This window comes from Nocardioides sp. Kera G14, from assembly GCF_020715565.1.
Classification (GTDB): domain Bacteria; phylum Actinomycetota; class Actinomycetes; order Propionibacteriales; family Nocardioidaceae; genus Nocardioides.
The window spans coordinates 3,140,373-3,165,973 of sequence record NZ_CP085839.1; the positions used below are offsets into that span (position 1 = coordinate 3,140,373).

The window sequence follows — 25,601 nt, forward strand, 5'->3', positions numbered from 1 at the left end:
AGAAACGACATGAGCGTGCTGACCGAGGGACTGAACGAGCTGGACGCGAAGCGCGCGCACCGGGAGGCGATCCGTGTCGACGACGCCAACTCGCGCTCCTGGCAGCTGGTCAATGCGCTGCGTACCGACCTCTTCGACGCCGCTCACCTCGGCCGTGCCGACCAGATCATCCTCGACCTCGAGGACGCGGTCGACGACGCACTCAAGGACCAGGCCCGCAGCAACGTCATCGAGTGGCTCCGTGGCGGCGGCCGCGCCTGGGTGCGGATCAACGACATCACCACGCCGTCCTGGGAGGACGACGTCCGGGAGCTCGCAGGCACACCCGGCCTGGCGGGCGTGATGCTCGCGAAGGTGGAAGCGGCCGAGCAGGTCACCGACACCTTCCAGCGCCTCGGCGGCCGCACGCCGGTGATCGCGCTGCTCGAGTCGGCGCTCGGCATCGAGGACGCCGTCTCCATCGCCCGCGCCCGCGGTGTCTTCCGGCTCGCGTTCGGCTCCGGTGACTACCGCAAGGACACCGGCGCGGAGAACAACGCGCTCGCGATGTCCTACCCCCGCACGCGCCTCGTGCTCGCCTCGCGGATCGGCAATCTGCCGGCACCGATCGACGGCCCGACCGTCACGACCCAGCACGCGACGCTGCGTGAGGGCGCGGCCGACGCGGTCGCGATGGGCATGACCGGCAAGCTCTGCCTCAACCTCGACGCCCCGGCCGTGATCAACGAGTCGATGGCACCGACCCCGGCCGACGTCGCGTGGGCGATCGAGTTCCTGCGCAAGTTCGAGGAGGACGGTCGCGTGATCCGCGACGGCTCCGACAAGCCGCGCCTCGCACGTGCCAGCAAGATCGTCGAGCGCGGCGAGATCTACCGGATCCAGCCGGCCACCGCTGCCGGCGAGGGCTTCACGTACTAGGCCCCCGCCGGCGAGGCGGTTCAGGCCAAGTCAGACCTGGGCGTCGCTGCGGACGTGTTCCGCGGCCGACTGGCCCTCGTCCTTGACATGTGCGACCGACTGGGTCGCGGTGTCCTTGACCTCAGAGGCCGCCTCGGTGGCGGTCTGCTTGAGCTCCTGCGCCATGTCCTGGCCGGCCTGCTTGGCCTCCTCGACGAGCGGCGCACCCTGCTCCTTGGCGGTGTCCACCACGGTGGAGGCCAGCTGAGCCTCCTTCTGGGAGGCGGGGAACAGCCCGGCGATCACCACACCGGCCCCGAACGCCACCAGTCCCGCGGCGAGAGGGCTGCCCTGGACCTGGCTCTGTGCGGTGTCTACGGCGCCCTGAGCCCGGTCCGCCACGCCGTGGGCGGCGTCCGAAACGGAGCCGGTGACGTTGTTCGCCGCGTTCGAGGTCGTCGACGACGCCGTGGATCGGACGTCGTGGGCGGTGCCCATGACCTTGTCGCGGACACCCTGCAGGCGACCCCGGACGGCCTCCTTGCGCCGCTCGACGATGGCATGCGGCGAGACCCGGTCCTGGAGGGCGTCGATGTCCGAAGCCATCCGGTTGCGGGTGTGGGCGATGTCGGTGGTCAGTTCTTCTGTGCTCGAGCCCATGCTGCGTCCTCCTTGAGTGTCTGCTGCGTCTGGGGCAGCTGCGGGTTGCTTCGCTTGAGTGCCGACCGGCCGGTCACGGCGAGGACCGCCGCGATGACGCCCCAGATGACGGTCACGATGAGGGCTGCCAGCCAGAGCGGCATCCCCTCGTCGAGGGCGAAGACGGCGGTGAGGGAGACGAACAGGAGGACCATGTAGCCCGCCAGTCCCGCGCCGCCGAGCAGGCCGGCGCCCTTCCCGGCCTTCTTGGCCTCTTCCTTCATCTCGGTCTTGGCAAGGTCCATCTCCTGCTTGATCAGCGTGGAGAGGTCGTTCGCGACGTCGCTGAAGATCTCGCCGAGCGAGCGCTCGTCGGATGATCCGGGGGGGGCTGGCATGTGCCCCCATCCCGGAGTCGGGGGTGGGATGGACGGTCATCGGTCCAGCGCTCCCGTGCTGTCGCCGGTCACATGTCCGGCCGGGTAGCCGGTCACCGGGTTGACGCCCGCCGGTTCCTGGGGCCGCAGCACGGTGTCGACCGGCTGCACGGGCTGGATCTGCTGGGTCGCCTCCCCGACAGGATCGGCAACGGGCAGGGCCGGCGCGGCCGGTGAAGGCGGCGGCGTGCTGGGCGGTTGCTGCTGTTGGACGTACTTCGCGCCGGCGATCCCGTCCGCGGTGCCGCGGACCAGTCGGCCCACGACGACTCCCGCGGCCAAGGCCCCGAAGAGAAAGGTGCCGGGGCGCTTCCGAGCGAACTGGCGTACGTCGTCGAGCAGCTCGCCCGGTTCGCGGCTCTGCAGGTGGTTACTGATCGTCCGGGCGTAGTCGGAGGCCTGCCGGGACAGATCGGCGGCAAGTCCGGGCGACGCCTGCGACGCCATCGAGCCGAGGTCGTCGCCGACGCTGCGCAGGGTGTCGGCGAGCCGGTCCTTCTGCTCGTTCGTCTGGGCGTTGAGCTGAGTCACCGCCTCGTCCATGACGTGCCGGGCCTGGTTCGCCGCCTCGGAGGCGACGTTGGCCGCCTCCTCCTGCGCGACGCCGGTCAGATGTCGGCCTTCGTCGGACGCAGTGCTTGCAGCTTCCTGCGCCCTCTCCGTGGCCGTGGGGTTGGTGGTCATGCGGTGTCTCCTTGGTGCGTTGTGTCCGAAAGGTGACTGACCCAAGGCGCGTACCCGGGCGGTTTCCAGGCATACGAGCAACGCCGGCGTGTCCTACCCGAGTTGCCGGCCGATCCCCCGCGCCGCCACCTGAAGTGCCGTGGTGAGTCGTTCACGGTCCCGCCGGAAGTCGGGGAGGACCACTCCGAGGGCGGCGACCACCTGACCGTCGACCGTGATCGGTACGGCCACCGAGCACGCGCCCAGGGTCATCTCCTCCCGGGTGGTCGCGTACCCCTCCGTCCGGATCCGGTCGAGCTGCCGCGCGAGGATCCCCGGTGCGGTGATGGTGTACGGCGTGATCGGCCGCAAGGAGCCGAGGACGTTGCGCACCACGTCGTCAGGGGCGGCCGCGAGCAGGACCTTTCCCACCCCGGTGGCGTAGAGGGTGAGCCGGCTGCCGACCCGGCTGACCACCGGCACCGACGCATGCCCGGCGACACTGTCGATGTAGAGGGTCTCCTCCCCCTCGCGCACGGCGAGGTGGATGGTCGCGCGCGTGGCCGCATGCAGGTCGCTCAGGAACGGCGCGGCCACCTCGCGGAGGTCGGTCTCCACCGGCGCGAGCAGACCGAGGTCCCAGATCCGCCGTCCGATCCGGTAGCGGCGGTCCTCGCCACGGGTCAACGCGTTCCCGTCGACCAGCTGCCGCACGATCCGCAGGGCCGTTGCAGTGGACAGCCCGGCACGCTCCGCGAGCTCGGAGAGGGTCAGGGCCCGGTGCTGCTCGTCGAAGGCGCCGAGTACGTCCAGCGACCGCGCCACCAGTGACGCACCGGGTGCCGACCCTCCCGCCATCCGTGCCCCCTGTCGCGCCGCTTTCACTGAGTGAAACTCCATGGTAGGCCGGATGTGACACCCGTCTCTACGGTGGACGTCATGTCCTCCACCCGCACCCAGGTCGCCGTCGTCGGCGGCGGCCCGGCGGGGCTGATGCTCTCCCAGCTCCTGCACCTCGCCGGCATCGAGAGCGTCGTCGTCGACAACCGCACGGTGGAGACGATCGAGACCACCCACCGCGCCGGCATCCTCGAGCGCGACAGCGTGCGGCTCCTCGTCGACGTCGGCACCGACCGCGTGCTGCACGACGGACACCGGCACGAGGGCATCTCGCTGCGTTTCGGCGGCGTGAGCCACCGCCTCGACTTCGAGGACCTCGTCGGAGCCTCCTGCTGGCTCTACCCGCAGACCGACGTCTTCGTCGACCTCCACCGCCTGCGTACGTCGACGGGTGCCGACCTGCGCTACGGCATCTCCGATACCGAGGTCTCGGGGATCGACGACGTCCTCGACCAGCCCCGCGTGCGCTGCACCGACGCCGACGGCACGCGCCATGAGATCACCGCCGACCTCGTGGTCGGCGCGGACGGGTCGCGCAGCTACTGCCGCAGCCTCGTGCCGGACCCGACTCGCTTCCACCGGGAGTACCCCTTCGCCTGGTTCGGCGTCCTCGTCGAGGCACCGGCGAGCGCACCGGAGCTGATCTACACCCGCTCCGAGCGCGGCTTCGCCCTCGTCAGCCAGCGCACCGAGGCCATCCAGCGGCTCTACTTCCAGTGCGACCCGGCCGAGAACCCAGCCGACTGGTCCGACGACCGGATCTGGGCGGAGCTGCAGGCCCGCCTCGCCGGCGAGGACGGCTTCCGGCTCAACGAGGGCCCGGTCATCGAGAAGTCCGTGCTGCCGTTCCGCAGCTTCGTGCAGACGCCGATGCGGCACGGCCGTCTGCTGCTGGCGGGCGACGCCGCCCACACCGTCCCGCCGACCGGAGCCAAGGGGCTGAACCTCGCGCTGGCCGACGTACGGGTGCTGGCCGAGGCGATCGAACGCGCGCTGAGGAAGGACGACGAGGCGGCGCTCGAGGAGTACACCGACCGGGCACTGCACCGGGTCTGGAAGGCCCAGCACTTCTCCTACTGGATGACCACGATGCTGCACCGACTCGACGGCGCCAGCGACTTCGACGAGCGCCGCCAGCTCGGCGAGCTCACCAGCATCGTCGACTCCCGCGCCGGCTCGGCCTACCTGGCCGAGGGCTACACCGGCTGGCCACAGACCACCACGCACTGAACCACCGAGACGAAGGACCCGATCATGAGCAGTGCTCCCATCCCCCCTCCGGAGCTGGACCCGCAGGCACAGATCAGCGACGAGATCGCCGCGATCGCCGCCGAGGCCGAACAGTCCGGCTTCGAGAGCGTCCCGCAGCCGCGGATCGACTACCGCCCGTACCGCTCGAGCATCCTGCGTCACCCGACGAAGGACCTGCACCACACGGACCCCGAGACGATCGAGCTCTACGCCCCCTGCTTCGGGCACTGGGACGTCGACGTACTCGAGGCGGACCTGACCATCGGTGCGGCCGGCGAGGCGATCGGCGAGCGCATCGTCCTGAGCGGCAGGGTCACCGACGGTGAGGGCCGGCCGGTGCGCAACCAGCTGGTCGAGATCTGGCAGGCCAACGCCGGCGGGCGCTACGTGCACAAGCGCGACCAGCACCCCGCTCCGCTCGACCCCAACTTCACCGGCGCCGGACGCTGCCTCACCGACGACGAGGGCAACTACCGGTTCACCACGATCAAGCCCGGCCCCTACCCGTGGCGCAACCACTTCAACGCCTGGCGGCCGGCGCACATCCACTTCTCGCTCTTCGGCACCGAGTTCACTCAGCGCTTGGTGACGCAGATGTACTTCCCGGGCGACCCGCTCTTCGCGCTCGACCCGATCTACCAGTCGATCACCGACCCGAAGGCCCGCGAGCGCCTGGTGGCGACGTACGACCACGGCCTCACCACGCACGAGTGGGCCACCGGCTACCGCTGGGACATCGTCCTGACCGGCAGCAACCGCACGCTCCTCGAGTCCGAGACGGAAGGCACCCTCTGATGAGCTTCGCCCCCACCCCCGGCCAGACCGTCGGCCCCTTCTTCCACTACGGCCTGCCCTATGAGGGCGACCGCGACCTCGTGCCCGCCGGCTCGCCGGGCTCCGTCCTCCTGCACGGCCGGGTGTACGACGGCGCCGGCAACCCCATTCCCGACGCACTCGTCGAGATCTGGCAGGCGGCGCCCGACGGCACGATTCCCCAGGTCGCCGGCTCGATCCGCCGCGACGGCTGGACCTTCACCGGCTTCGGCCGCTCCTCGTCGGGGCGCGACGGGCGGTACACCTTCTCGACGCTGACGCCCGGCCCGACGGAGGAGGGCGCAGCCGCGTTCTTCGCCGTCACCGTCTTCGCCCGCGGGCTGCTCAACCGGCTCTTCACCCGGGCCTACCTGCCTGCCGAGGAGCAGCCGGCCGGGGCACTCGAGGCCGATGCGCTGCTCTCCGCGCTGCCGTCCGATCGTCAGGCGACCCTGATGACGAGCCGTGACGCGCAGGGCTACGTCTTCGACATCCGGCTGCAGGGCAGTCCCGACGGCGGGGCCGAGACCGTCTTCCTGCGCTACCCCGGTCAGTGAGCGGACCGACTGGGCAGACTGGCAGGGTGAGCGACCTCTTCTGGCCCGGCGACGAGCGCGCCGGGGACCTGCTGACCGAATCCGCCTGGCTGGCCGCGATGGTGGCGGTCGAGCAGGCCTGGCTCGACGCCCTGGCCGAGTCCGGGGTGGCGCCCTCGTCGGCCTGGCTGTCCGGGGTGGTCGGCCACTCTGACGTCAAGGAGCTGGCCCGAGGGGCGGAGGCCGGCGGAAACCCGGTCCTCGACCTGGCGAAACTGCTCCGTGCCCGCTCGGGGAACGACTGGATCCACCGTGGCCTGACCAGTCAGGACGTCGTCGACTCCGCGTTGATGCTCTGCCTGCGCGACACCGTCGAAACCGTACGTCGCCACCTCGATGCCCAGGTCGAGGCGCTCGTCTCCCACATCGAGGCCCACCGTCGCACGCTGATGGCCGGCCGCACGCTGGCCCAGCATGCCGTGCCGATCACCTTCGGGCTCAAGGCCGCGACCTGGCTCACCGCCGTGCTCGATGCGCGCGAATCCCTTGCTGCACTGAGGTTTCCCGCCCAGATCGGCGGCGCCGCCGGCACCCTCGCTGCCGCCGCAGCCTTGGGCGGCGAGACAACTGCTGGTGAAGCAGGCCGATCGGGTGGGACGCCTGCTGGTTCACCAGCAGTTACGCCAGCGCTGGGCCTTGCCGAGCGCGCCGCCACCGCGCTGGGCCTCGAGGCCCGTCCTCCCTGGCACACCTCGCGGCGCCCGATCACGGCCGTCGGTGACGCGCTGACGGCCACGACCGACGCGTGCGGACGGATCGCCGCCGACGTGATCACCCTGAGCCGGACCGAGATCGGCGAGCTGTCCGAGCCGGCCGGCCGGGGTGGGTCGAGCACCATGCCGCACAAGCGGAACCCGGCACTGTCGGTGCTGATCCGTCGCGCCGCCCTGACGAGCCCGGGGCTGAACTCGACGCTCCACCTCGCGGCGGCACTTAGCAACGACGAACGTCCCGACGGCGCCTGGCACGCCGAGTGGGCGACGTTGCGCGACCTCGGTCGACGTACGGCCGTGGCGGCGAGCCAGACCGCGGAACTGCTCACCGGTCTCGTGGTCCACGCCGACCGGATGGCCGCCACCGTCGCTGCCCACCATGACGACCTGCTGGCCGAGCAGGACTCGATCACCGCCTTCGCCGGCGCCGAGCCGGCCAGCGACCCCGACTACCTGGGTGAGACCGACCGCATCATCGACGCGGTCCTCGCCCGCGCCGACGCGTTAACTGCTGGTCAACGCGCGGCCGGCGCACCCTCCCAGGCCGATCCACCAGCAGTTATCAAGGAGCACGAGTGAGCATCCCCAAGATCACCGGCGTCGAGCTCGGAGGGGACGCCACCAGGCCGCTCCTCGTCGTCGGGCCGTCGCTCGGCACCTCCGCCACCACGCTGTGGGGTGAGGTCGCCGCCCGGCTCTCCGACAGCTTCCACGTCGTGGGCTGGAACCTCCCGGGACACGACGGCGCCCCGGTGGGCGAGCCGTTCACGATGGCCGAGCTCGCCGCCGGCGTACTCGCCTATGTGGACGGTGTCCGGACCGCTCGCGGGCAGGAAAGCCCCGACTCGGCGGCAGGAAAGCCCGGATTCGCGTATGCGGGGGACTCGGTCGGTGGGGCGGTCGGGTTGCAGCTCCTCCTCGACGCGGCCGATGACGTCAGCGCCGCGGTGCTGCTGTGCACGGGCGCGAAGATCGGAGAGCCCGACGCGTGGCACGAGCGTGCCGGCGTCGTCCGGACCTCGGGCACGCCCACCCAGGTGAGCGGATCGGCCCAGCGCTGGTTCGCGCCCGGCTTCCTCGAGCGGGAACCGCAGACGGCGACCGCGCTGCTCGGGGTGCTGCAGATGACCGACGCCGAGGGCTATGCCCAGGTCTGCGAGGCGCTGGCCGGCTTCGACGTGCGCGACCGGCTCGGTGAGATCAGCGCGCCGGTGCTCGCGATCGCCGGGGCGGAGGACGTCCCCGCCCCGCCGGCCGGCCTCGAGGAGATCGCCGCCGGCGTCCAGCGTGGGCAGGTCGTCGTCCTGGACGGCGTGGCCCATCTCGCGCCTGCCGAGGACCCGACCCGCGTGGCCGACCTGCTGCGCGACCACGTCGGCACCGGCTCCCCGGCCTCTCCCGCTTCGCCCACCCTCCAGCAGGTGTACGACGCCGGCATGACGGTGCGTCGCGCGGTGCTGGGCGACGCCCACGTCGACCGTGCCACAGCCGCGATCACGCCGCTGACGGCGGAGTTCCAGGAGCTCATCACGCAGTACGCGTGGGGCAGCATCTGGACCCGGCCCGGCCTCGCGCGCCGTGACCGCTCCATCGCCGTCCTCACCGCGATGATCGCCCGTGGCCACCACGAGGAGCTGGCGATGCACATCCGCGCTGCCCGGACGAACGGGCTCACCGTCGAGGAGATCAAGGAGGTCATCCTCCAGTCGGCGATCTACTGCGGCGTGCCCGACGCGAACACCGCGTTCCGGATCGCCCAGCGGGTCCTCGACGAGGGCTGAGCGATCCGGAGCGGGGTCAGACCGGCTGGGGGACGGCGTCCGCGGCCTCCGTGGCCGCGCTCCGCTTCGGCAGCGTCGCGACCGCCGCGAGTCCCAACACCCCGACGGCTGCGAAGAAGTAGAAGCCCCAAGGGTGGCCCCAGCCGGCGGTGAGGAGCGCACCCGTGATCGACGGACCGACGATGGAGCCGATCCGGCCGATGCCCGAGGCAGAGCCGAGCGCCGTGCCACGGACGCTCGCCGGGTAGAAGTGCGTCACGTAGGCGTAGACCAGCACCTGCGCGGAGAAGACGAAGACACCGGTGAGGAAGACGACCACGTCAAGCAGCAGGGTGCTGTCCATCCTCACGCTGAGCAGCGCCAGCATCACGGCGGCGACGGCGAACCAGATCAGGGCGGTCCACTTGATGCCCCGCCTGTCGGCGATGACACCGCCGACGATGAGGCCGACCACTCCGCCGATGTTGAGGATCAGCAGCTGGGTGACGGCGGCCGGGACGGCGTACCCGGCCTCGACCATCAGCTTGGGCAGCCAGGTGTTGAGGCCGTAGACGAGGAGCAGGCCCATGAAGGACGCCACCCAGATGCCGATGCCGGCACGGAGGTACGCCGGCTTGAGCAGCTCCGTGAAGGGAACCCGCTCGGTCTCCGACTCCTTGGCCTTGAGGAATGCGGCCGACTCGGGAAGCTTCCACCACTGGATCGCGGCGATGACCAGGCCGGCGACACCGAGGACGTAGAAGAGGACCTGCCAGTGCTCGGCGTAGTGCAGCGCGAGCAGCGAGGTGATGACGGCACCGGTGTGGTACCCGGTCATGGTGAGGGTGCTGGCACGGGCGCGCTGCGTGGCGCGGAGGTTCTCGGCCATCATCGTGAGGGAGACCGGCATGCAGGCACCGAGGCCAAGACCCGCGATGAGGCGAAGCGCCGCGAACATCGCGACCGAGCCGGCCATCGGCACCAGGAGGGTGAAGACCGAGAAGAGCACGACGGAGCTGATCAGGAGCCGGCGGCGACCGAGGAGGTCCGCGAGCGGGCCGACACTGATCGCGCCGATGGCGACACCCACGAGCGAGAGGGTGGCGATCGTGGTGGCGTCACCGGTGGTGATGCCGACGTGCTGGGTCTTGATCAGGGTCGGGATGATCGCGCCGAGGACGACGAGGTCGTAGCCCTCGAGCATCACCGTGATCCAGCACAGCGCGATGGTCCATGCGCCCGCGGGTCGGGGGCCGGGAGTGGCGGTAGCCATGGTCGTTCTCTCTCTGTCGGGGTGGGACGGGCGGATCAGAAGGGGTAGTCGGCAATGTCCGGGCGGACGGTGAGCCACTGCGTCTCGGTGAACGCCTCGAGGTTGGCGGCACCGCCACCGAACCGGGACCCGGTGCCCGACGCCTTCATGCCGCCGAAGGGGGCGTTGGGCTCGTCGCTGACGGTCTGCTCGTTGATGTGCACCTTGCCGGAGTCGACCTGGTCGGCGAGCTTCATCGCGGTGCCGACGTCGCCGAGGATCCCGACGGACAGCCCGTACTCGCAGTCGTTGACGATCGCGGCCGCCTCCTCCAGCGTCGAGAAGGAGAGCACCGGTGCGACCGGGCCGAAGACCTCCTCCCGCCAGGCGGGCATGGCGGTCGTGACGCCGGTGAGCACGGTCGGGAGGTACGCCGGCCCCTTGGTCTCGCCGCCGGCTGCGACCGTCGCACCGGCCTCGACGCTGGCGGTGACGATGCCGTGGATGCGCTCGAGCTGGCGGTGGTCGATGATCGGGCCGAGCGCGACCTCCTCACGGGCCGGGTCGCCGACGGGCAGCGCCTTCGCCTTGCCGGCCAGCGTGGCGACGTACTCCTCGACGAGGGACTCGTGGACGATGTGCCGGCCGGTGGTCATGCAGATCTGGCCCTGGTGGAGGTAGGAGCCGAACGCACCGGCCGAGGCGGCCTTGGCGACGTCGGCTCCGGGCAGGACGACGAGGGCGTTGTTGCCGCCGAGCTCCAGGTGGGCGCGCTTGAGCAGGCGTCCGGCCTGCTCGCCGATCATGCGGCCGACGGGGGTGGAGCCGGTGAAGGAGATGACCCGCACCTCGGGCGCCTCGACGACCGCCTGGCCGACGGACGCGTCACCCGGCAGCAGGTGCAGGACACCGTCGGGCAGCCCGGCCTCCTCGAAGATCCGGGCGATGACGACGCCACCGCTGATGGCGGTGCGCGGGTCGGGCTTGAGCAGGACCGCGTTGCCCAGCGCGAGCGCGGGGGCGGCCGAGCGCAGGCCCAGGATGAGGGGGAAGTTGAAGGGTGCGATCACGCTGACCACGCCGGCCGGGCGGCGGCGGGCGAAGGACCAGCGCGCCTCGTCGGAGGTCAGCACCTCGCCCTGCGGGTGCGAGGGCAGGCCGGCGCACTCGTAGCACTCGCCGACCGCCAGGCCGGCCTCGAAGGCGGCCTTCGCACGGACCGAGCCGGCCTCACGGACGAGCCACTCCTCCACCTCGGCGGAGTGCTGGGCGAAGAGGTCGCCGGCACGGCGGAGGACCGCGGCCCTCTCGGCCGGCGTGCGTGCCGCCCACTCGCGCTGCGCCTCGGCAGCCCGGGTCGCCGCACGGGTGACATCGGCGGCGGTGGCCTGGCCGACGACGCCGAGCTGGTCGCCGGTGGCCGGCTCGACGACGGCGTACTCCGTCGGAGAGTCCTGCCAGCCGTCGCTGAAGAATCGCTTGCTCCAGATGGTGGAGTCCAACAGGGTCATGTCGGTTCCTCTCTCGTGCTTCGTTCGGGTGGGTCAGGCGTTGGGGGCGGTGACGGTGGTGTCGACCTGCACCAATCGCGGCCCGTCGGTCGGCGTGGCGAGGATGGACCGGAGCTCCTCGGCCGAGGCCGCGTGGACGGCAGGCACGCCGTACCCCTCGGCGATGCGGGTGAAGTCGAGCCCGGGCACGTCCAGGCCGGGCACGTCCGGCGTGCCGAGCAGGTCGCTGAACCAGCGCAGGGCGCCGTAGGTGCCGTTACGCAGCAGGACGATCGTGACCGGCACGCGCTCCTGGGCGGCGGTCCAGAGGGCGGTGATGCCGTAGTTCGCCGAGCCATCGCCGATCACGCCGACGACCGGTCGGTCGGGGTGGCCCAGCGCGACGCCGACGCTCGCAGGGAGGCCGTAGCCCAGGCCACCGGCCGCGGGGAAGTAGTAGGAGCCGGGACGCCGCAGATCCATCTGTCGCCACCACGACGACGTCGTGGAGGTGGACTCGACGACGTATGCCGTGTCGGCGGGCTGCTGGTCGCGCAGCGCCGCGAAGACCTCCTCCGGGTGCAGGCGACCGCCCTCGCCCGTGCGGGGTGACGGGGGTGCGGTGTGACCCGCACCCGCGATGTCGGAGTTGCGCGGGTCGAGCTGCTTGAGGAGCAGGTCGATGGCTGCGCCCGGTTCGGCGACCAGCGCCTCGCCCATCGGTGCGCGGGCCGCCGCCGAGGCGTCATCCGTGACCTGGATGAGCCGGGTGCCGGCCGGGAGGAAGGGGCCGGGCTGGTGCTCGTGGTAGCGGAACACCGGGGCCCCGAGGACGAGCACGAGGTCGTGCCCCTCGAAGGCGGCCGAGACCGGCGCGATCCCGGCGGGGAGGACGCCGCGGAACAGCGGGTGACGGTTGGGGAAGGGCAGGCGGAACTGGGAAGGCGCCGCCCAGACCGGGGCCGCGAGCAGCTCGGCGAGGTCGACCGCGCGGTCGAAGAGGCCCTGGGTGTCGACGTCTCCGCCGAGCACCAGCAGCGGGTTCTCGGCAGCGGCGACCTGCTCGACCAGCCAGTGCGCCTGCTCGTCGTCGGGCACGCCGGCGCGCCGGACGCTCCGGCCCACGACGGCCGCGGCGTTGTCGCCGGCGTCGACCGCCCAGTCGTCGTACGGCACCGAGAGGTACGTCGGGCGGCGCTGCAGCTCGGCCTCGAAGAGCGCCTGCGCCATGGCCCGCGGGACGTCCTCGGCGCAGGCCGGCTCACCGGCCCAGCCGACGAGCGGCCGCATCAGGGCGCCGGGGTCGACGTTGGCGAGGTTGGCCTCCAGCCCGATCGCCGGGCGCACCTGCTGCCCCGCCATGACGACCAGGGGCGTGCGCGCGGCCACCGCGTTGGTGAGCGCACCCAGGCCGTTGCCCGAGCCCGAGGCGGCGTGCAGGTTGACCAGCACGGGACGCCCCGTCGCCTGGGCGTAGCCGTCGGCCATGGAGACCACCGCACCCTCGTGGAGGCCGAGGACGTAGCGGAAGCCCGCGGGCAGCTCGGCGAGGAACGGAAGCTCGTTGGAGCCGGGGTTCCCGAAGATCGTCGTGAGCCCACGGCGCTCCAGGAGCTCGTGGACGAGGTGGCGTACGGACGGCACAAGGTTCCTTTCCCCGGTAGTGACCGCAGTCACACTACGTACGGCGAGATCTGTAATCCAATAGATGTCACGACACGACGACATAGACTGGATCTATGGCGGATTTCGACCTCAACCTCGCGCGGGTCTTCGTCCTGCTGTACGAGACCGGCAGTGTCACGGTGACTGCAGAGGCGCTCCACGTCACCCAGCCCACGGTGAGCTACAGCCTGGGCAAGCTGCGCCGGCATTTCGGCGACGAGCTGTTCCGCCGTACCGGCCGCGGTCTCGCACCGACCGCAGTGGCGCAGCGTCTCTACGAGCCGCTCCACCGAGCGGTCAGTGAGATCGACGGAGTGCTGCAGCAGGTCGGTGACTTCGACCCCGCGACCACCTCCGCGCGGTTCGCGATCGCCCTCTCCGACCTCGGCGAGGTCACCCTCCTGCCGCGCTTGGTCGCGGCGGCGCGAGAGTCCGCACCGCATGTGTCGTTCACCGTCAGCCCGCTCGACGTCGACGACGTGGAACGCCAGCTCGGCCGAGGTGAGGTCGATGCCTTCGTCGCCACTCCCGTCCTCACCTCCCACCGCACCGTCCGGGTGCCGCTCTTCCGGGAGCGGTACGTCGGCATGGTGGCCGACGACCACCCACGGATCCGCTCCGGGGCGGTCACCATGGCCCAACTGCGCCGCGAGCACCATGCCAGCGTGGTCGGACCCAGTGGCCACCGCGGGCCCCGCGACGCGCTGGCCGCTCACGACCTGCTCGACCGCGTCACCGTGGAGGTCAGCCGGTTCTCGGCACTGCCCTACCTCCTCGAGACCACCGACCTCGTGGCGATCCTCCCCGAGTACGTCGCCGAGGCCTTCATCGAGTCGCACCGGCTCCGCATCGTCCAGCTGCCGTTCGAGACCGAGCCCCTCGAGGTGGCGGTCTACGCACGTCATGACGCCTCGCGCACAGCAGCCCAGCGGTGGCTGGTCTCCTTCCTCGTCGAGGTGCTCCGTGAGCAGGTCTCGCCGGCGCAACTGCCGGTGACCCGCGATCCGGCCTGAACTCCTCATCAATTGTCTGACCAGCAGTCAGGGCAATCTCAGCCAGGAGCCGCAGGCTTGTCGTCATGGCAGTGATCGCGGCGACCGAGCCGACCACCACGACGGCTCCGGGCTGGGGTCTCCTCGCACGGCGTGACGCCTCCCTCCGACTTGCCGCGGCCGCAGCGCTCTGGCTGGCGATGCTGCTGCCGACGTACTGGTGGATCGTCGGCGGAGGCGTGGCCGACATCCACACCGTCGCCGACGGCTTCGACAGCGTCGGTCGCCTGACCGGACTCTGGGCCTCGGTCCTCCTGCTCGCCCAGGTGATCCTGATGGCCCGGATCCCCTTGCTGGAAAGGGCTTTCGGCCAGGACCGTCTCGCGCACCGCCACCGGTTGACCGGCTTCACCTCGTTCAACCTGATGCTCGCCCACATCGTCCTCATCACGATCGGCTACGCCGATGCTCGCGTCTCCGAGCTCGTGCCGACGGCGTGGGATCTCAGCGTCAACTACCCCGGCATGCTGCTCGCCGTCGCCGGCACCGCCTGCCTCGTCATGGTGGTCGTCACCTCGGTGAAGGCCGCACGCCGCCGGCTGCGCTATGAGTCCTGGCACCTGATGCACCTCTACGCCTACCTCGGCGTCGGCCTCGCCCTTCCCCACCAGCTGTGGACCGGCACCGACTTCCTCGGCTCGACGTCGCGCACCGTCTTCTGGTGGACCCTCTGGGCCGCCGCGGCCGCGGCCGTCCTGATCTGGCGGATCGCCCTTCCTCTCGGCCGCAGCCTGCGCCACTCACTGCGCGTCGTCGCCGTGGTGCCCGAGGCCCCCGGGGTCGTGTCCGTCTGGATGCAGGGCCGCGCGATCGAGCACCTCGACATCCGTGCCGGTCAGTTCCTGACCTGGCGCTTCCTCGGTCGGCGCGGCTGGACACGCGCCAACCCCTATTCGGTGTCCGCGGTCCCCCAACGTGACCACGTGCGGATCACCGTCCAGGAGGTGGGCGACGGATCCCGAGCCCTCGCCCACCTCCGTCCGGGATCGCGGGTCCTCATCGAGGGGCCGTTCGGCCGGCTGGGTGAGCGGAGCCAGACCCGTCCGAAGGTGGCCTTCATCGGGGCCGGCCTCGGCCTCGCACCCCTGCGAGCACTCGCTGAGGGCCTCCCGTACGAGGACGCCGTGCTGCTCCACCGCTACCGCGACCAGCCGCTCTTCACGACCGAGCTCACGACCCTCGCCGGGCTCCGACCGCTGCGGCTGGCATGGCTTCCGGGACACCGTCGCAGCGACGACTCCTGGCTGGCCGACCATGACGCGCCCGACGACACCCGGGCCCTGCTCGGCTACGTCCCCGATCTCACCCAGCGCGACCTCTTCGTCTGTGGACCCCCCGCGTGGGTCGCGCGACTCCGGGCCGCGGCACTCGCCGCCGGCCTCCCTTCCGACCAGTTCCACGTCGAGACCTTCGAATGGTGAGTGAACAATGAAACGCATCGTCCTCTGGGGACTCGGCACCGTCACCACGGTCGTCCTCCTCTTCGGCTACCGCACCTCGACCGAGGGCGCCGTCTCCACCGCGGCCCCTGCTGCGATCAGCGCCGGCACGACGGGCTCGAGTGCCGCCAGTGGGTCGAGCGGATCCGACGGGTCCGATGACTCCGATTCGACCGACACCTGGCAGGCACCCGAGGGCAACGGCACGCTCGACGCCACCCCGACGCCGTCGACCGACGACTCCAGTAGCGACGGCACCGTCACCGGTGACTCGGTGGACACCCAGTGGGGCCCGGTCCAGGTCGCGATCACCGTGAGCGACGGCAAGATCACCGACGTCCAGGTGCCGGTCTACCCGAGCAACAACGGCAAGGACCAGGAGATCAACTCCTACGCCCTGCCGCAGCTGATCCAGGAGACGCTCGACGCCCAGAGCGCCGACATCGACATGGTCAGCGGCGCGACCGTGACCAGCGACGGCTACATCGGCTCCCTGCAGAGCGCGCTCGACGAGGCGGGCCTGTGACCACCGCCGTGGCGCAGCGCCGGCCCGGCGTCGTACGGCGCGTGGCGCATGTGATGGGAATGCCGATCAGCCTCGCGCTGCGGGGCCGCGCCGCGGGGACCTTCGAGGGCGAGGCGGCGTGGGCCGAGACGATGGCGACGCTCCGCGACGTCGACCGGGTCTTCAGCCCGTTCCGGACCGACTCCGTCATCTCCCGACTCGACCGCGGCGAGATCGATCTCATGGACGCCCCTCCCGAGGTCGCCGAGGTCCTCGGTCTCGCCGAACAGGCCCGGATCGAGTCCCACGGCGCCTTCGACGTACGTCGCCACGGACGCCTCGACCCCTGCGGCATCGTCAAGGGATGGGCCGTCGACCGTGCGGCACGACCGCTGCGTCATCTCGGGGACACCGACTTCTGCCTGAGCGCCGGGGGCGACCTGGTCGCGTACGTGGCAGCCGACGACCGGCCGGCATGGCGGATCGGGATCGAGGATCCGCACGAGCTCGCCCGCGTCGTCGCGACGGTCCCGGTGCGCGACGGTGCCGTCGCCACCAGTGGACTCGCCCGCCGCGGCGCCCACCTCACCGACCCCCGCACTGGCTCGACCCCCACCGCCCTCGCCAGTGTCACCGTGATCGCCGAAGACCTCACCACCGCCGATGTCGACGCGACGGCCGCCTTCGTGCTTGCCAGCGTCGGTGAGCACTGGCTGCAGAGCCGCGGCCGGAGTGCCGTCGTCGTCCACCGCGACGGCCGCGTGGCGGAGGTCAGGCGCTGAGCGCCAGGGTCTGACGGAGGTACGGGCCAGCCCAGGCGCTGATCACCTTGGCGGCGCGCTGGGCACGCCCCGCCTTGGTGAGCAGGTGGTCGGCCTCCTCCAGGGAGACGAAGCTGCGCGGGTGCCGAGCGGCCATGAAGAGCTCGGTCGCATGGTCGATCGAGACCGTCGCGTCGCAGGGTGAGTGCACCACCAGCAGGGGACGGCCGAGCGCAGACACCTCCGGGAGGATCGACGCCCGGCGCACGTCCTCGACGTAGGAGCGCGTCAGCGTCAGAGTGCGGCCGGCGACCGTCCACGGCGCCGACCCCTCGGCCATCACCTGGTCGATCACGCTGCTGAAGTGGTGCTGGACGTGGGTCGGGTCGGCCGGGGCGTTGATCGTCGCCACCGCCGTGACCTCCGGGATGCGGGCGGCCGCCGCGATCGCCGCGGAGCCTCCCCACGAGTGTCCGACGAGGAGACCGGCCGGCGCGCCGCGCTCGGCCATCAACGCGACGGCACGCACGGTGTCGGCCACCTTCACCGAGAAGCCGCCCTCTCCCCATTCCCCCTCGGAGTCACCGAGGCCGAGGGCGTCGAAGCGGAGCATGCCGATCCCTTTGGCCGCGAGCTGCCGGCAGGTGCGCGCCACCGACGGGTGGTCCTTGCCGAGCGTGAAGCCGTGGACGAAGACGCCCCAGCCGCGCACCTGCCCCTCGGGGTGGTCGATCAGTCCGGCCAGGGCGGGGCCGCTGGAGCTCTCGAACCAGACGCGTTCAGTGGTCACGCGCCAAGCCTGCACAGGTCTGGATGTGAACCGCTTTAAGCAATTCTCACGAGCGCACTTGTGCGGTCTTTCACAAGTGGCTCGGCTCAGCTGAGCTTGATCGTCCCCGCCGGTGTGCGGAGGTAGTGCTTGCCGGCGGGGCTGCGCCAGAGGTAGTAGCCGGGTTCGAGTTTGGTGTAGGTCCAGTCGGTGAAGGTCTTCATCCGGTGGTGGTACCGGCACAGGCAGGCGAGGTTCTCGCTACTGGTGGGTCCGCCGCGGTCGGGGTGCTCTTTGTCGTAGGCCTCGATGTGGTCGAGGTCCGCGGTGCGGGCGGTGCGTTCGCAGTTCGGTGCGACGCAGGTCTTGTCGGTCAGGATGGCTTGTTCCCGCATCTCGACTGAGGGGACGTAGCCGTTCCGCTTGAGGTTGCGGTTGAGGTCGATCACGGGACGGGCCACGATCTTGGTGTTCGACGTCTCGCACCACTCACGGACCTGGGTGAGCGTGGTGAGGCCGGTGGCGCCTTCGGTGGTGAACTGCCCCTCGTTGTCGGCGTGGACGTAGAGGTTCACGGTCCGTGTGACGGCACCGGCCGACGTACCGGCGAGGTAGTGGCGGGCGATGACGCCGAGTGCCTGTGATCGCCGGATGTCGAGGGACTCTTCTGAGCCTTGCTCCTTCAACTCGGCGGCGGCCTTCTGGATTGCTGCTTCGAGGTCGAGGCCGTCGGCGTGGTCGGTCTTGCCGTAGAGGTCGTCGGTGCCGTCGTCCTGGGGGCGGAGGTCAACCTTGCGGGCCTCGGCGGCTGCTTCAGCGCGTCGGGCTGCCTCTGCGGGGTCGAAGCGGTCGATGGCGTGGGCGATGAAGCGTTTGAGTGCGGTGGGGCCGATCTTCTCGAACCGCATGTGCAGTTCTTTGTCGAGCCACGCCGCACCCTCCGCGGTGAGCACGCGGGAGGCTTGGGCGACGAGGCGTGCTTTCCAGACGGGGAGTTGTTCGTCGTAGAGCCGGAAGAAGAGTTGGGGGAGGCGGTGGTGGAGTTCGAGGGCGTCGCCGATCCAGAGGCGTGTCTGGTGGTCGTTCATCCCGGTCTCGGCGGCGAGGTCCATGAGGGCGGATTCGTCGATCCAGGGCGTGCCCTCGCCGGCCAGGGGGATGTCGTGGACCTTGTCGCCGGAGGCTGCGTGTGCCGGGTCGTTGGTCTGGTGCTGCTGGGCCCAGTCGATGGTGTGCAACAGCGAGGCGATCTCAGCCATGTTCGCGCTCTGCTTCGTGAGCGCGATCATGGCGAGGGGGTTGTCGATGGGCATGCCGACGCTGGGGCCGAGAATGTTCTCGGTGGATCCGGCGTCTACAGCTAGCGACATGCGCCGATCCTATCTGTTCGAACAATCGAACGCAAGCGTTTCGACGCCGAGATCGACTGAATTCAGGCGACATGGCAGCGATCACGCCCAGTGGAGAGCCGCGGTCACCGCTATGAAGGACTCCGCACCGCGCGTTCGCGTCGGCGCTCAACGAGCGATGAGCGTTCCGCGAGCGACCGGACTGCGTCAGGAAGTTCCGCCGTTGGGATCCGTAGGAATCCCATCGACCACAAGACCGTCCTTGGTGTTCTCTGTGGGGCGGACGTCGTCAAGGTCGGCGGGGTCCGCGCGGATCCCGTCGCGGCCGTCCTCCTCCGTGGGGTCGTTCTTCTCGTTCCGCGGGCCGCTCTGATCGCTCATTGCTTCTCCTTGGGTCGACGTTGAAACAGAACCAACGAAACACCCCGAGACCAAGGCCGCTGAGCTTCTCCACCAGCGCAGGTGCCCGGCGTCGTACGCCCGCACGGACCCGCCTCAGGAAACGAACGCCGCCTCGCTGCCGGGCTCGACCACCCGGCGGGCCACGACGAAGACGGTTGCGCAGAGCAGGACTGCGCCGAGTGTGGTGAGGGCCATCGGGACGGCGGTGTCCTCGCCACCCAGCCCGGAGAGGACCGAGCAGAGCGACATCGTCAGGAACATCAGGCCGCCGACGACAGCCGAGCCGGCGCCGGCGCGGTCGCGCACCTGCTCCATCGCGAGGCTGACCGCGTTGCCGGTGACGAAGCCGAGCGAGGCGATCACCACCCACAACGGGACCAACAGAAGGATCGGATGCGGCGAGGCCGCCGCACCCAGCACGAGCAGCGCGGCCGTTGCGGCCACGGGGAGGGCGAGGGAGATGGTCCGTGCCGGGTGGATCCGGGCGCGAGCGCGCGCCGCCGAGCGAGTACCCGCCCAGAAGACGCCTGCCGAGTTGAGCGCGAACCCGAGGCCGAAGACCCACCCCGGCAGGCCGAGCACTCCCTGGTAGATGAACGACGAGGAGGAGATGAAGGACATGATCGCGCCCATCGACAGCGCCTGCGTGAGGGCCTGCAGGACGAACGCCGGACGGCGGAGTACGACGCCGAGGGGCCGATAGCTCAGCGTCGCGGTTCGACGTGAGGCCGGGAGGGTCTCCCGCACGACCGTGACCGCACCGACGAGCTGGGCGGCCATGCAGAGCGTGACGACGCCGAGCACGCCACGCCACGGCACGTGTCCGGAGAGGAGGCCGCCGACGACCGGCGCCGCGATCGGCGCGATCGCCTGCACCGCCATCATCAGCGAGATCGAGTGGGCGGCGGCGAAACCGCGGGAGAGGTCGGAGATGACCGCCCTGGCGAGCACCATCGTCGCGGCGGCACAGACGGCCTGCACGAAACGGGCGCCGATCATGACCTCGACGTTCGGCGAGAACATCACGACGACCGAGGCGACGGTGGCGATCGCCGAGCCGACGACCATCGGTCGCCACCGACCCACGCGGTCGGACAGCGGCCCCCACAAGAGCTGTCCGACCCCGATGCCCAGCAGGAAAGCGGTGAGCGTCAGCTGGACGTGGGGCGCGTCCGTCCGGAGGCCGTGGCTGATCTCAGGGAAGGAGGCGAGGTAGATGTCGGTCGCGATCGGCCCGGTCGCCGAGAGGAGCGCCAGGACGAGGATCAGGCGGAGCGGCAGCGCCTTCTCCGGCGGGGTCGCACTCACGATCCGCCGGTCGACCGCATGCTCAGCGCGAAGAAGGCGGTGAGCTCATCGCGCGCGGCGAGGGGCAGCACGTGGGCGACGTACATGTCCGGGCGGACGACGACGAGCGCACCGGTCCGCGCCACTCCTCGCTCGGAGAAGATGTCGCGAGCCGGGTCCGTCGCGTGGACCTTCTCGTAGTCGATCAGGTCGAACGGCCCGACGCGGGGGAGGAAGAGCGTCGGCACTGCGCGCAGGTCGACCTCGTCGTGCCGGCCCTGGAAGACGACCTTCACGTCGAAGAGCGCGTCGAGCTCAGCGTCGGCCGGGTTGAAGCTGCCCAGCGGCGAGTCGCCCGCATCGAGCATCCACTCGGCCCACTCCTGCAGCGCCGGGGAGTCGGCGGGGCGGGCACCGTCGGCGAAGGCGTAGATCCGCCAACGGCCGTCGGCACGCGCGTGATGGCCGAGCTCCATCGGGTTGGCGTCGGCCACGCGTACGACGCCGGCGGAATGGAACCGCTTGCCGAGGGGGAACCCCGTGGCCAGTGCCTGATGCTGGTCCCTGCCCGTGATGATCGACGGGGCGTAGTGCGTGCGGAAGCCCGCGGGGAACTCGGCGGTCTTGACGTAGAACTCCGCCAACTCGTCCGGCGGGATCTCGGCCGGGTCCTTGGTGAGCATCGTCGACCACTCGCGGTCGAAGTCGATCAAATTCTTGGCGACCACCTGCCGCTCGGCGGCGTAGGTGTCGAGCAGCGAGGCCGGGCTGAGCTCGCTGATCACCTGGCCGAGCTTCCAGCCGAGGTTGAAGGTGTCCTGCATCGAGACGTTCATGCCCTGCCCGGCCTTGGCGCTGTGCGTGTGGCAGGCGTCGCCGGCGATGAAGACCCGCGGCGCACGCGTCCCCACCTCGTCGGCCGGCACGTCGTCGAAGCGCGACGTCAGACGGTGGCCGACCTCGTAGACGCTGTGCCACGGCACGTGCCGGACATCGAGCGTGTAGGGCGCGAGGATCTCGTTGGCCTTGGCGATCGCGGCGTCGAGGCTCGTGGATCGCACCGCGCCACGGTCGCTCTCGTCGACCTCGCCGAGGTCGACGTACATCCGGAAGAGGTGGCCGCCCTCGCGCGGGATGAGCTGGATGCCGCCCTTCGGCGTCTGGACCTGGCACTTGGTGCGGATGTCCGGGAAGTCGGTGACGGCGAGCGCATCCAGAACGGCCCAGGCGTGCATGGCCTGGGTGCCCTCGAGTCGCATGCCGAGCGCCTCGCGGACCGCACTGCGCGCGCCGTCCGCGCCGACGACGTACACCGCCCGCACGGTCCTCTCCTCCCCCGCTCCTTCGCCGGCGGTCCGACGCAGGGTGACCTCGACCGGCCGCTCGCCCTCGGGCAGCACCTTGAGGTCGATCAGCTCCCAGCCGTAGTCCGGTGCGATCCGCCCCGGCCCGAAGCGCGCTGCCTCGGCGAAGTAGTCGATCACCCTCGCCTGGTTGATGATCAGGTGTGGGAACTCGCTGAAGCCGTCCGGGTCGTCGACGGTCCGCTGGGTGCGGACGATGCGGGACGGATCATCGGGATCGGTCGACCAGAAGTTCATCGCGGTGAGGTGGAAGGCCTCCGCGATGACGCGCTCGGCGAAGCCGAACGCCTGGAAGGTCTCGACGCTGCGGGCCTGGATGCCGTCGGCCTGTCCCATCTCGAGCCGGCCGCCGCGACGCTCGATGATCCGGGTGTTGATCGTCGGGTACTGAGACATCTGTGCAGCGAGCAGGATGCCGGCTGGGCCGGCGCCGACGATGAGCAGATCCATCTCGTCGGGCAGCTCGTCGGGTCGGTCGAGCCCGAGCCCGGCCGCGGGCTGGATCCGCGGGTCCGTGGTGACGTAGCCGTGGTGGTGGAACTGCATCGTCGCGTCACGGCCTCTTGTAGACCTGCGGGACATACCATGCCTCGGTGTTGAGTGCGGCGTCCTCGGTGGCGCGGTGGGAGACGAGGCGGCGCTGGAGGTGCTCGCCGTTGGCGCCGTGCTGGCGGTAGTGGTCGAGCAGCAGGTCCTGGCCGAGGTCGTTGTGCAGGTCGCGCCAGACCGTGTGGACGTGCTGGCCGGCCGCGACCGCGTTGTCCGCCTCGACGAGCAGGCCCGAGGTGGAGACCCGGTAGTAGTGCGCGGTGTCGGGCCGCGTGCCGCCGGCCCAGGCGAAGTGGAGCAGCTTCGGGTCCTCGGCCAGCACCTGCTCGCGGTACTGCGCGCTGATCTCCTCGGGACCGGTCTCCACGAAGCGCAGGAGCAGGTTGCGCACGGCCTCGAGCTGCGCACCGTCGAGGTCGGCACCGCTCACCCCGGACGGCGCGGCCTTCACGAAGCGGACCGCCTCACGGTCGGCGTCGGTGATCTCGTAGCCGACGATGCCCAGGTCAACCGGGTCGGACCACTCCTCCGCGCCGACGTACGGCACCTGCCGGGTGACGAAGTCGGCCGGGGCCACGTCGTGGATGACGGCCTCCTCGCGCAGGTCGGTCGAGAGGCCGTCGAGGATCTCGAAGGCCATCTCCTCGCTCTGCCCCAGCGGGTTGAGCACGCCGGCCGGGATCGGCATCGCACCCATCGCGAACGGCGTGATCGTCAGGTAGCGCTGGGCGACGATCGTGAATGAGAGCGAGAGGTGGTGGCCGATGATCCGCCAGCCCCAGGTGTCCTCGAACCCGGGGCGACCGAAGATCGTGATCCAGTAGTTCTCGGGGTCACGGAACTCGCCGGCGATGACGCCGAAACCGCGCTCGATGACCTCCATCTCCCGCAGCAGGTTCTCGGTCGCCATGACCGAGAGCACCTGGCTGTAGCCGCGCATGGAGAGGCCGGACTTGATCAGGGCGTGGGCCAGGATCCGCTGGTGGTGGTCGAGCTTGTTGAGGGCGACGCCGGTGCGGTCGGGCTTCGGGATGAAGTCCCAGTCGAGGCGACGCGGGTCGTCCATCGCGGGGATGTGCATCTGGCCGCGCAGGTCGGGAGCCAGGGAGTCGAGCAGTGCCCAGGTGGTGAAGAGCATGCGCTTGATGGTCTGCGGGGCCTCGTAGTGCATGGTCACTCCTGGAACGGGTTGGCGGTGAGGGTGTACTTCGTCTGCAGGTACTCGTGGATGCCCTCGTCGCCGCCCTCGCGGCCGAGTCCGGACATCTTCCAGCCGCCGAAGGGCGCGGCCGCGTTGGAGACGGCGCCGACGTTGAGCCCCATCATCCCGGTCTCGAGGCGCTCGATCATGCGCTGGCCGCGGGCGAGGGACTCGGTGAAGACGTAGGAGACCAGGCCGTACTCGGTGGCGTTCGCGAGCGCGACGGCCTCGTCCTCGTCGGCGAACGGCACGATCGCCGCCACCGGGCCGAAGATCTCCTCGGTGAGCAGCGCGCTTCCAGCCTGTACGTCGGCCAGGACCGTTGCGGGATAGAAGAACCCCGCACCCCCGGCCGGTGCGCCACCGGTCCGCACCGTGGCGCCATGCGTGACGGCGTCCTGGACGAGCTCGTCGGTCTTGGCGACGGCACGCTCGTCGATGAGGGGGCCGATCGCCACGCCCGGCTCGGTGCCCGGGCCCATGACGAGGTTCTTCACCCGGTCGGTGAGCCGGTCGGTGAACTCCTCGACGACGTCGGCGTGGACGAGCAGGCGGTTGGCCGCGGTGCAGGCCTGGCCGATGTTGCGGAACTTGGCGAGCATCGCGCCGTCGACGGCCTTGTCCAGGTCGGCGTCGTCGAAGACGACGAAGGGAGCGTTGCCGCCGAGCTCCATCGAAGTCCGGAGCACGCCCCGAGCGGCCTGTGTGAGGAGCTGCTGCCCGACAGGCGTGGAGCCGGTGAAGGAGAGCTTGCGCAGCCGCGGGTCGGCGATGATCGCCTCCGACATCGGGCCGGGCAGTTCCGTGGTGACGACGTTGACCACACCGGCGGGCAGGCCGGCCTCCTCGAGCAGCTGCACGAAGTAGGTCGTGGTCAGCGGCGTGAGCGCGGCGGGCTTGATGACGACCGTGCAGCCGGCGGCCAGTGCCGGCGCGATCTTCCGGGTGGCCATCGCCAGCGGGAAGTTCCACGGCGTGATCAGGTAACAGGGCCCGACGGGGTGCTGCGTGACGATCATCCGGCCGGAGTTCTCCGGGTTGGCGCCGTAGCGCCCTGAGACATGGGCGGTCTGCTCGCTGAACCAGCGCAGGAACTCGCCGCCGTACGCCACCTCGCCCCTCGCCTCGGCCAGCGGCTTGCCCATCTCGAGGGTCATCAGCAGGGCCACGTCGTCGGCCCGCTCCATGAGGAGGTCGAAGGCGCGCCGCAGGATCTCCGCGCGCTCGCGGGCCGGCGTCGCGGCCCAGGCGGGGAAGGCCTCGTCGGCCGCGGTCAGTGCTGCCAGGCCGTCGTCGACGGAGGCCGAGGCGACGGTGCGGATGACGGCGCCGGTCGCAGGGTTCTGGACCTCCAGGGTCGCGCCGTCGGACGCCGCCCGCCACTGACCGCCGATGTAGAGGCCGTCGTTGACCGAGGCGAGCAGGGTCGCCTCTCGCTGTGCGTTCATGGGTCCTTCTTCAGTTGCTGAGCACGGCGAGCAGGTCGCAGTGCACGACGGCGCCGCGGTCGAGGCGCGCCGCGATCGCCTGGCGCGCGGGCCGGCTCTCGGGATCGGGGAAGGTCGCGAGCCACTCGCGGTTGAGCGCCTCGCGATCGTCGGGGTCGGTGAGGTGGAACGTCATCTTGAGGATGTCGTCGGTGCTGCCGCCGACCTCGGCCATCAGTGCACGGACGTGCCCGAACACGTTCGCGAACTGGGTGTCCGCGTCGGCCGGCATCTCGCCGGTCTCCGGGTCGCGCCCGGTGAGGGCGCCGGTCGCGAGGAAGGGACCGATCCGGCTGGCCGCCGGGATCGGGTTCACGTGGGAGAACCCGGCGAGATGGATGCTGGTGCGTTCGGCCATCG

The 25,601-nt window shown here is 70.7% G+C and carries 25 protein-coding genes; 10 read left to right on the forward strand and 15 right to left on the reverse strand.

The genetic code is table 11. The features are described 5' to 3' along the window. Positions 1-9: 9 nt before the first annotated feature. The gene (locus LH076_RS15365) at positions 10-918 is read left to right on the forward strand and encodes an HpcH/HpaI aldolase/citrate lyase family protein (RefSeq protein WP_227781628.1); all 909 of its coding nucleotides are present in this window, start codon (positions 10-12) and stop codon (positions 916-918) included. 30 nt (positions 919-948) lie between these two features. Here the strand turns inward: LH076_RS15365 and LH076_RS15370 are convergent, their stop codons facing one another. From LH076_RS15370 to LH076_RS15385, 4 genes are all read right to left on the reverse strand, one after another. Further along, positions 949-1,557: a DUF3618 domain-containing protein gene (locus LH076_RS15370; protein ID WP_227781629.1), complete on the reverse strand. Its 609-nt coding sequence runs from the start codon at positions 1,555-1,557 to the stop codon at positions 949-951. After that, on the reverse strand, positions 1,533-1,934 hold the full coding sequence (locus LH076_RS15375; RefSeq protein ID WP_227781630.1) for a phage holin family protein: 402 nt from the start codon (positions 1,932-1,934) through the stop codon (positions 1,533-1,535). The genes LH076_RS15370 and LH076_RS15375 overlap by 25 nt, the downstream gene beginning before the upstream one ends. Before the next feature lie 36 nt (positions 1,935-1,970). Then, the gene (locus tag LH076_RS15380) at positions 1,971-2,657 is read right to left on the reverse strand and encodes a hypothetical protein (protein WP_227781631.1); all 687 of its coding nucleotides are present in this window, start codon (positions 2,655-2,657) and stop codon (positions 1,971-1,973) included. A gap of 93 nt (positions 2,658-2,750) precedes the next feature. Then, complete coding sequence (locus tag LH076_RS15385; RefSeq protein WP_227781632.1) at positions 2,751-3,461, reverse strand: IclR family transcriptional regulator; 711 nt, start codon at positions 3,459-3,461, stop codon at positions 2,751-2,753. A 114-nt stretch (positions 3,462-3,575) separates the two neighbouring features. Here LH076_RS15385 and LH076_RS15390 point away from each other — a divergent pair, with 114 nt between their 5' ends. From LH076_RS15390 to pcaC, 5 genes are all read left to right on the forward strand, one after another. Continuing rightward, on the forward strand, positions 3,576-4,766 hold the full coding sequence (locus LH076_RS15390; RefSeq protein WP_227781633.1) for a 4-hydroxybenzoate 3-monooxygenase: 1,191 nt from the start codon (positions 3,576-3,578) through the stop codon (positions 4,764-4,766). Positions 4,767-4,790: 24 nt separating this feature from the next. Next, entirely contained in the window at positions 4,791-5,582 is a 792-nt protein-coding gene (pcaH, locus tag LH076_RS15395) for a protocatechuate 3,4-dioxygenase subunit beta (RefSeq protein ID WP_227781634.1), read from the forward strand. After that, positions 5,582-6,157 (forward strand): protocatechuate 3,4-dioxygenase subunit alpha, encoded by a 576-nt coding sequence (gene pcaG / locus LH076_RS15400; protein WP_227781635.1) that lies wholly within the window; start codon positions 5,582-5,584, stop codon positions 6,155-6,157. Before pcaH ends, pcaG begins: the two co-directional genes overlap by 1 nt. Positions 6,158-6,183: 26 nt before the next feature. After that, positions 6,184-7,488 carry a lyase family protein gene (locus LH076_RS15405; RefSeq protein ID WP_227781636.1) on the forward strand — a complete coding sequence of 435 codons (1,305 nt, stop codon included), beginning with the start codon at positions 6,184-6,186 and terminating at the stop codon, positions 7,486-7,488. 842 nt (positions 7,489-8,330) lie between these two features. Then, positions 8,331-8,690 (forward strand): 4-carboxymuconolactone decarboxylase, encoded by a 360-nt coding sequence (pcaC, locus tag LH076_RS17030; protein ID WP_415753359.1) that lies wholly within the window; start codon positions 8,331-8,333, stop codon positions 8,688-8,690. 16 nt (positions 8,691-8,706) lie between these two features. On the opposite strand, the gene LH076_RS15415 is transcribed toward pcaC, so the two are convergent. Genes LH076_RS15415 through mdlC form a run of 3 tightly spaced genes read right to left on the reverse strand, consistent with a single transcriptional unit; the run spans position 8,707 to position 13,055 of the window. Then, entirely contained in the window at positions 8,707-9,942 is a 1,236-nt protein-coding gene (locus LH076_RS15415; RefSeq protein WP_227781638.1) for an MFS transporter, read from the reverse strand. Positions 9,943-9,977: 35 nt separating this feature from the next. Beyond that, entirely contained in the window at positions 9,978-11,432 is a 1,455-nt protein-coding gene (locus LH076_RS15420) for a benzaldehyde dehydrogenase (RefSeq protein WP_227781639.1), read from the reverse strand. Between the two features lie 33 nt (positions 11,433-11,465). Next, positions 11,466-13,055 (reverse strand): benzoylformate decarboxylase, encoded by a 1,590-nt coding sequence (gene mdlC, locus LH076_RS15425; protein ID WP_227781640.1) that lies wholly within the window; start codon positions 13,053-13,055, stop codon positions 11,466-11,468. A gap of 95 nt (positions 13,056-13,150) precedes the next feature. Between mdlC and LH076_RS15430 the strand changes: the two genes are divergently transcribed. From LH076_RS15430 to LH076_RS15445, 4 genes are all read left to right on the forward strand, one after another. Beyond that, the gene (locus LH076_RS15430; protein ID WP_227781641.1) at positions 13,151-14,089 is read left to right on the forward strand and encodes a LysR family transcriptional regulator; all 939 of its coding nucleotides are present in this window, start codon (positions 13,151-13,153) and stop codon (positions 14,087-14,089) included. A gap of 65 nt (positions 14,090-14,154) precedes the next feature. Further along, positions 14,155-15,549, forward strand: a complete 1,395-nt coding sequence (locus LH076_RS15435; protein WP_227781642.1) for a ferric reductase-like transmembrane domain-containing protein — start codon at positions 14,155-14,157, stop codon at positions 15,547-15,549. A gap of 7 nt (positions 15,550-15,556) precedes the next feature. Then, a complete protein-coding gene (locus LH076_RS15440; RefSeq protein ID WP_227781643.1) occupies positions 15,557-16,093 on the forward strand; it encodes an FMN-binding protein in 537 nt (178 codons plus the stop codon). Continuing rightward, a complete protein-coding gene (locus tag LH076_RS15445) occupies positions 16,090-16,854 on the forward strand; it encodes an FAD:protein FMN transferase (protein WP_227781644.1) in 765 nt (254 codons plus the stop codon). Before LH076_RS15440 ends, LH076_RS15445 begins: the two co-directional genes overlap by 4 nt. On the opposite strand, the gene LH076_RS15450 is transcribed toward LH076_RS15445, so the two are convergent. From LH076_RS15450 to LH076_RS15485, 8 genes are all read right to left on the reverse strand, one after another. Next, positions 16,844-17,623, reverse strand: a complete 780-nt coding sequence (locus LH076_RS15450; protein ID WP_227781645.1) for an alpha/beta hydrolase family protein — start codon at positions 17,621-17,623, stop codon at positions 16,844-16,846. The two genes, LH076_RS15445 and LH076_RS15450, sit on opposite strands and share 11 nt — an antisense overlap. A gap of 86 nt (positions 17,624-17,709) precedes the next feature. Next, complete coding sequence (locus LH076_RS15455; protein ID WP_227781646.1) at positions 17,710-18,972, reverse strand: HNH endonuclease signature motif containing protein; 1,263 nt, start codon at positions 18,970-18,972, stop codon at positions 17,710-17,712. A 186-nt stretch (positions 18,973-19,158) separates the two neighbouring features. Continuing rightward, a complete protein-coding gene (locus tag LH076_RS15460; RefSeq protein ID WP_227781647.1) occupies positions 19,159-19,332 on the reverse strand; it encodes a hypothetical protein in 174 nt (57 codons plus the stop codon). 114 nt (positions 19,333-19,446) lie between these two features. After that, the gene (locus tag LH076_RS15465; RefSeq protein WP_227781648.1) at positions 19,447-20,661 is read right to left on the reverse strand and encodes a Bcr/CflA family efflux MFS transporter; all 1,215 of its coding nucleotides are present in this window, start codon (positions 20,659-20,661) and stop codon (positions 19,447-19,449) included. After that, positions 20,658-22,550, reverse strand: a complete 1,893-nt coding sequence (locus LH076_RS15470) for an FAD-dependent monooxygenase (protein WP_227781649.1) — start codon at positions 22,548-22,550, stop codon at positions 20,658-20,660. Before LH076_RS15470 ends, LH076_RS15465 begins: the two co-directional genes overlap by 4 nt. A gap of 7 nt (positions 22,551-22,557) precedes the next feature. After that, entirely contained in the window at positions 22,558-23,724 is a 1,167-nt protein-coding gene (locus tag LH076_RS15475; RefSeq protein ID WP_227781650.1) for a DUF3500 domain-containing protein, read from the reverse strand. Positions 23,725-23,726: 2 nt separating this feature from the next. After that, positions 23,727-25,202: an NAD-dependent succinate-semialdehyde dehydrogenase gene (locus tag LH076_RS15480; protein WP_227781651.1), complete on the reverse strand. Its 1,476-nt coding sequence runs from the start codon at positions 25,200-25,202 to the stop codon at positions 23,727-23,729. A gap of 10 nt (positions 25,203-25,212) precedes the next feature. Continuing rightward, positions 25,213-25,599, reverse strand: coding sequence for a RidA family protein (locus LH076_RS15485; RefSeq protein WP_227781652.1), 387 nt, complete (start codon positions 25,597-25,599; stop codon positions 25,213-25,215). Positions 25,600-25,601: the final 2 nt, after the last annotated feature.

Bases quoted from the DNA above. Each gene is read 5' to 3' on its own strand.
- pcaH (WP_227781634.1), top strand. From the start codon at position 4,791: ATGAGCAGTGCTCCCATCCCCCCTCCGGAGCTGGACCCGCAGGCACAG.
- LH076_RS15415 (WP_227781638.1), bottom strand. From the start codon at position 9,942: ATGGCTACCGCCACTCCCGGCCCCCGACCCGCGGGCGCATGGACCATC.
- LH076_RS15485 (WP_227781652.1), bottom strand. From the start codon at position 25,599: ATGGCCGAACGCACCAGCATCCATCTCGCCGGGTTCTCCCACGTGAAC.
- LH076_RS15365 (WP_227781628.1), top strand. From the start codon at position 10: ATGAGCGTGCTGACCGAGGGACTGAACGAGCTGGACGCGAAGCGCGCG.
- LH076_RS15480 (WP_227781651.1), bottom strand. From the start codon at position 25,202: ATGAACGCACAGCGAGAGGCGACCCTGCTCGCCTCGGTCAACGACGGC.
- LH076_RS15440 (WP_227781643.1), top strand. From the start codon at position 15,557: ATGAAACGCATCGTCCTCTGGGGACTCGGCACCGTCACCACGGTCGTC.
- LH076_RS15475 (WP_227781650.1), bottom strand. From the start codon at position 23,724: ATGCACTACGAGGCCCCGCAGACCATCAAGCGCATGCTCTTCACCACC.
- LH076_RS15435 (WP_227781642.1), top strand. From the start codon at position 14,155: ATGGCAGTGATCGCGGCGACCGAGCCGACCACCACGACGGCTCCGGGC.
- LH076_RS15430 (WP_227781641.1), top strand. From the start codon at position 13,151: ATGGCGGATTTCGACCTCAACCTCGCGCGGGTCTTCGTCCTGCTGTAC.
- LH076_RS15470 (WP_227781649.1), bottom strand. From the start codon at position 22,550: ATGCAGTTCCACCACCACGGCTACGTCACCACGGACCCGCGGATCCAG.
- LH076_RS15420 (WP_227781639.1), bottom strand. From the start codon at position 11,432: ATGACCCTGTTGGACTCCACCATCTGGAGCAAGCGATTCTTCAGCGAC.
- LH076_RS15455 (WP_227781646.1), bottom strand. From the start codon at position 18,972: ATGTCGCTAGCTGTAGACGCCGGATCCACCGAGAACATTCTCGGCCCC.
- LH076_RS15460 (WP_227781647.1), bottom strand. From the start codon at position 19,332: ATGAGCGATCAGAGCGGCCCGCGGAACGAGAAGAACGACCCCACGGAG.
- pcaG (WP_227781635.1), top strand. From the start codon at position 5,582: ATGAGCTTCGCCCCCACCCCCGGCCAGACCGTCGGCCCCTTCTTCCAC.
- LH076_RS15390 (WP_227781633.1), top strand. From the start codon at position 3,576: ATGTCCTCCACCCGCACCCAGGTCGCCGTCGTCGGCGGCGGCCCGGCG.
- LH076_RS15380 (WP_227781631.1), bottom strand. From the start codon at position 2,657: ATGACCACCAACCCCACGGCCACGGAGAGGGCGCAGGAAGCTGCAAGC.
- LH076_RS15375 (WP_227781630.1), bottom strand. From the start codon at position 1,934: ATGCCAGCCCCCCCCGGATCATCCGACGAGCGCTCGCTCGGCGAGATC.
- LH076_RS15370 (WP_227781629.1), bottom strand. From the start codon at position 1,557: ATGGGCTCGAGCACAGAAGAACTGACCACCGACATCGCCCACACCCGC.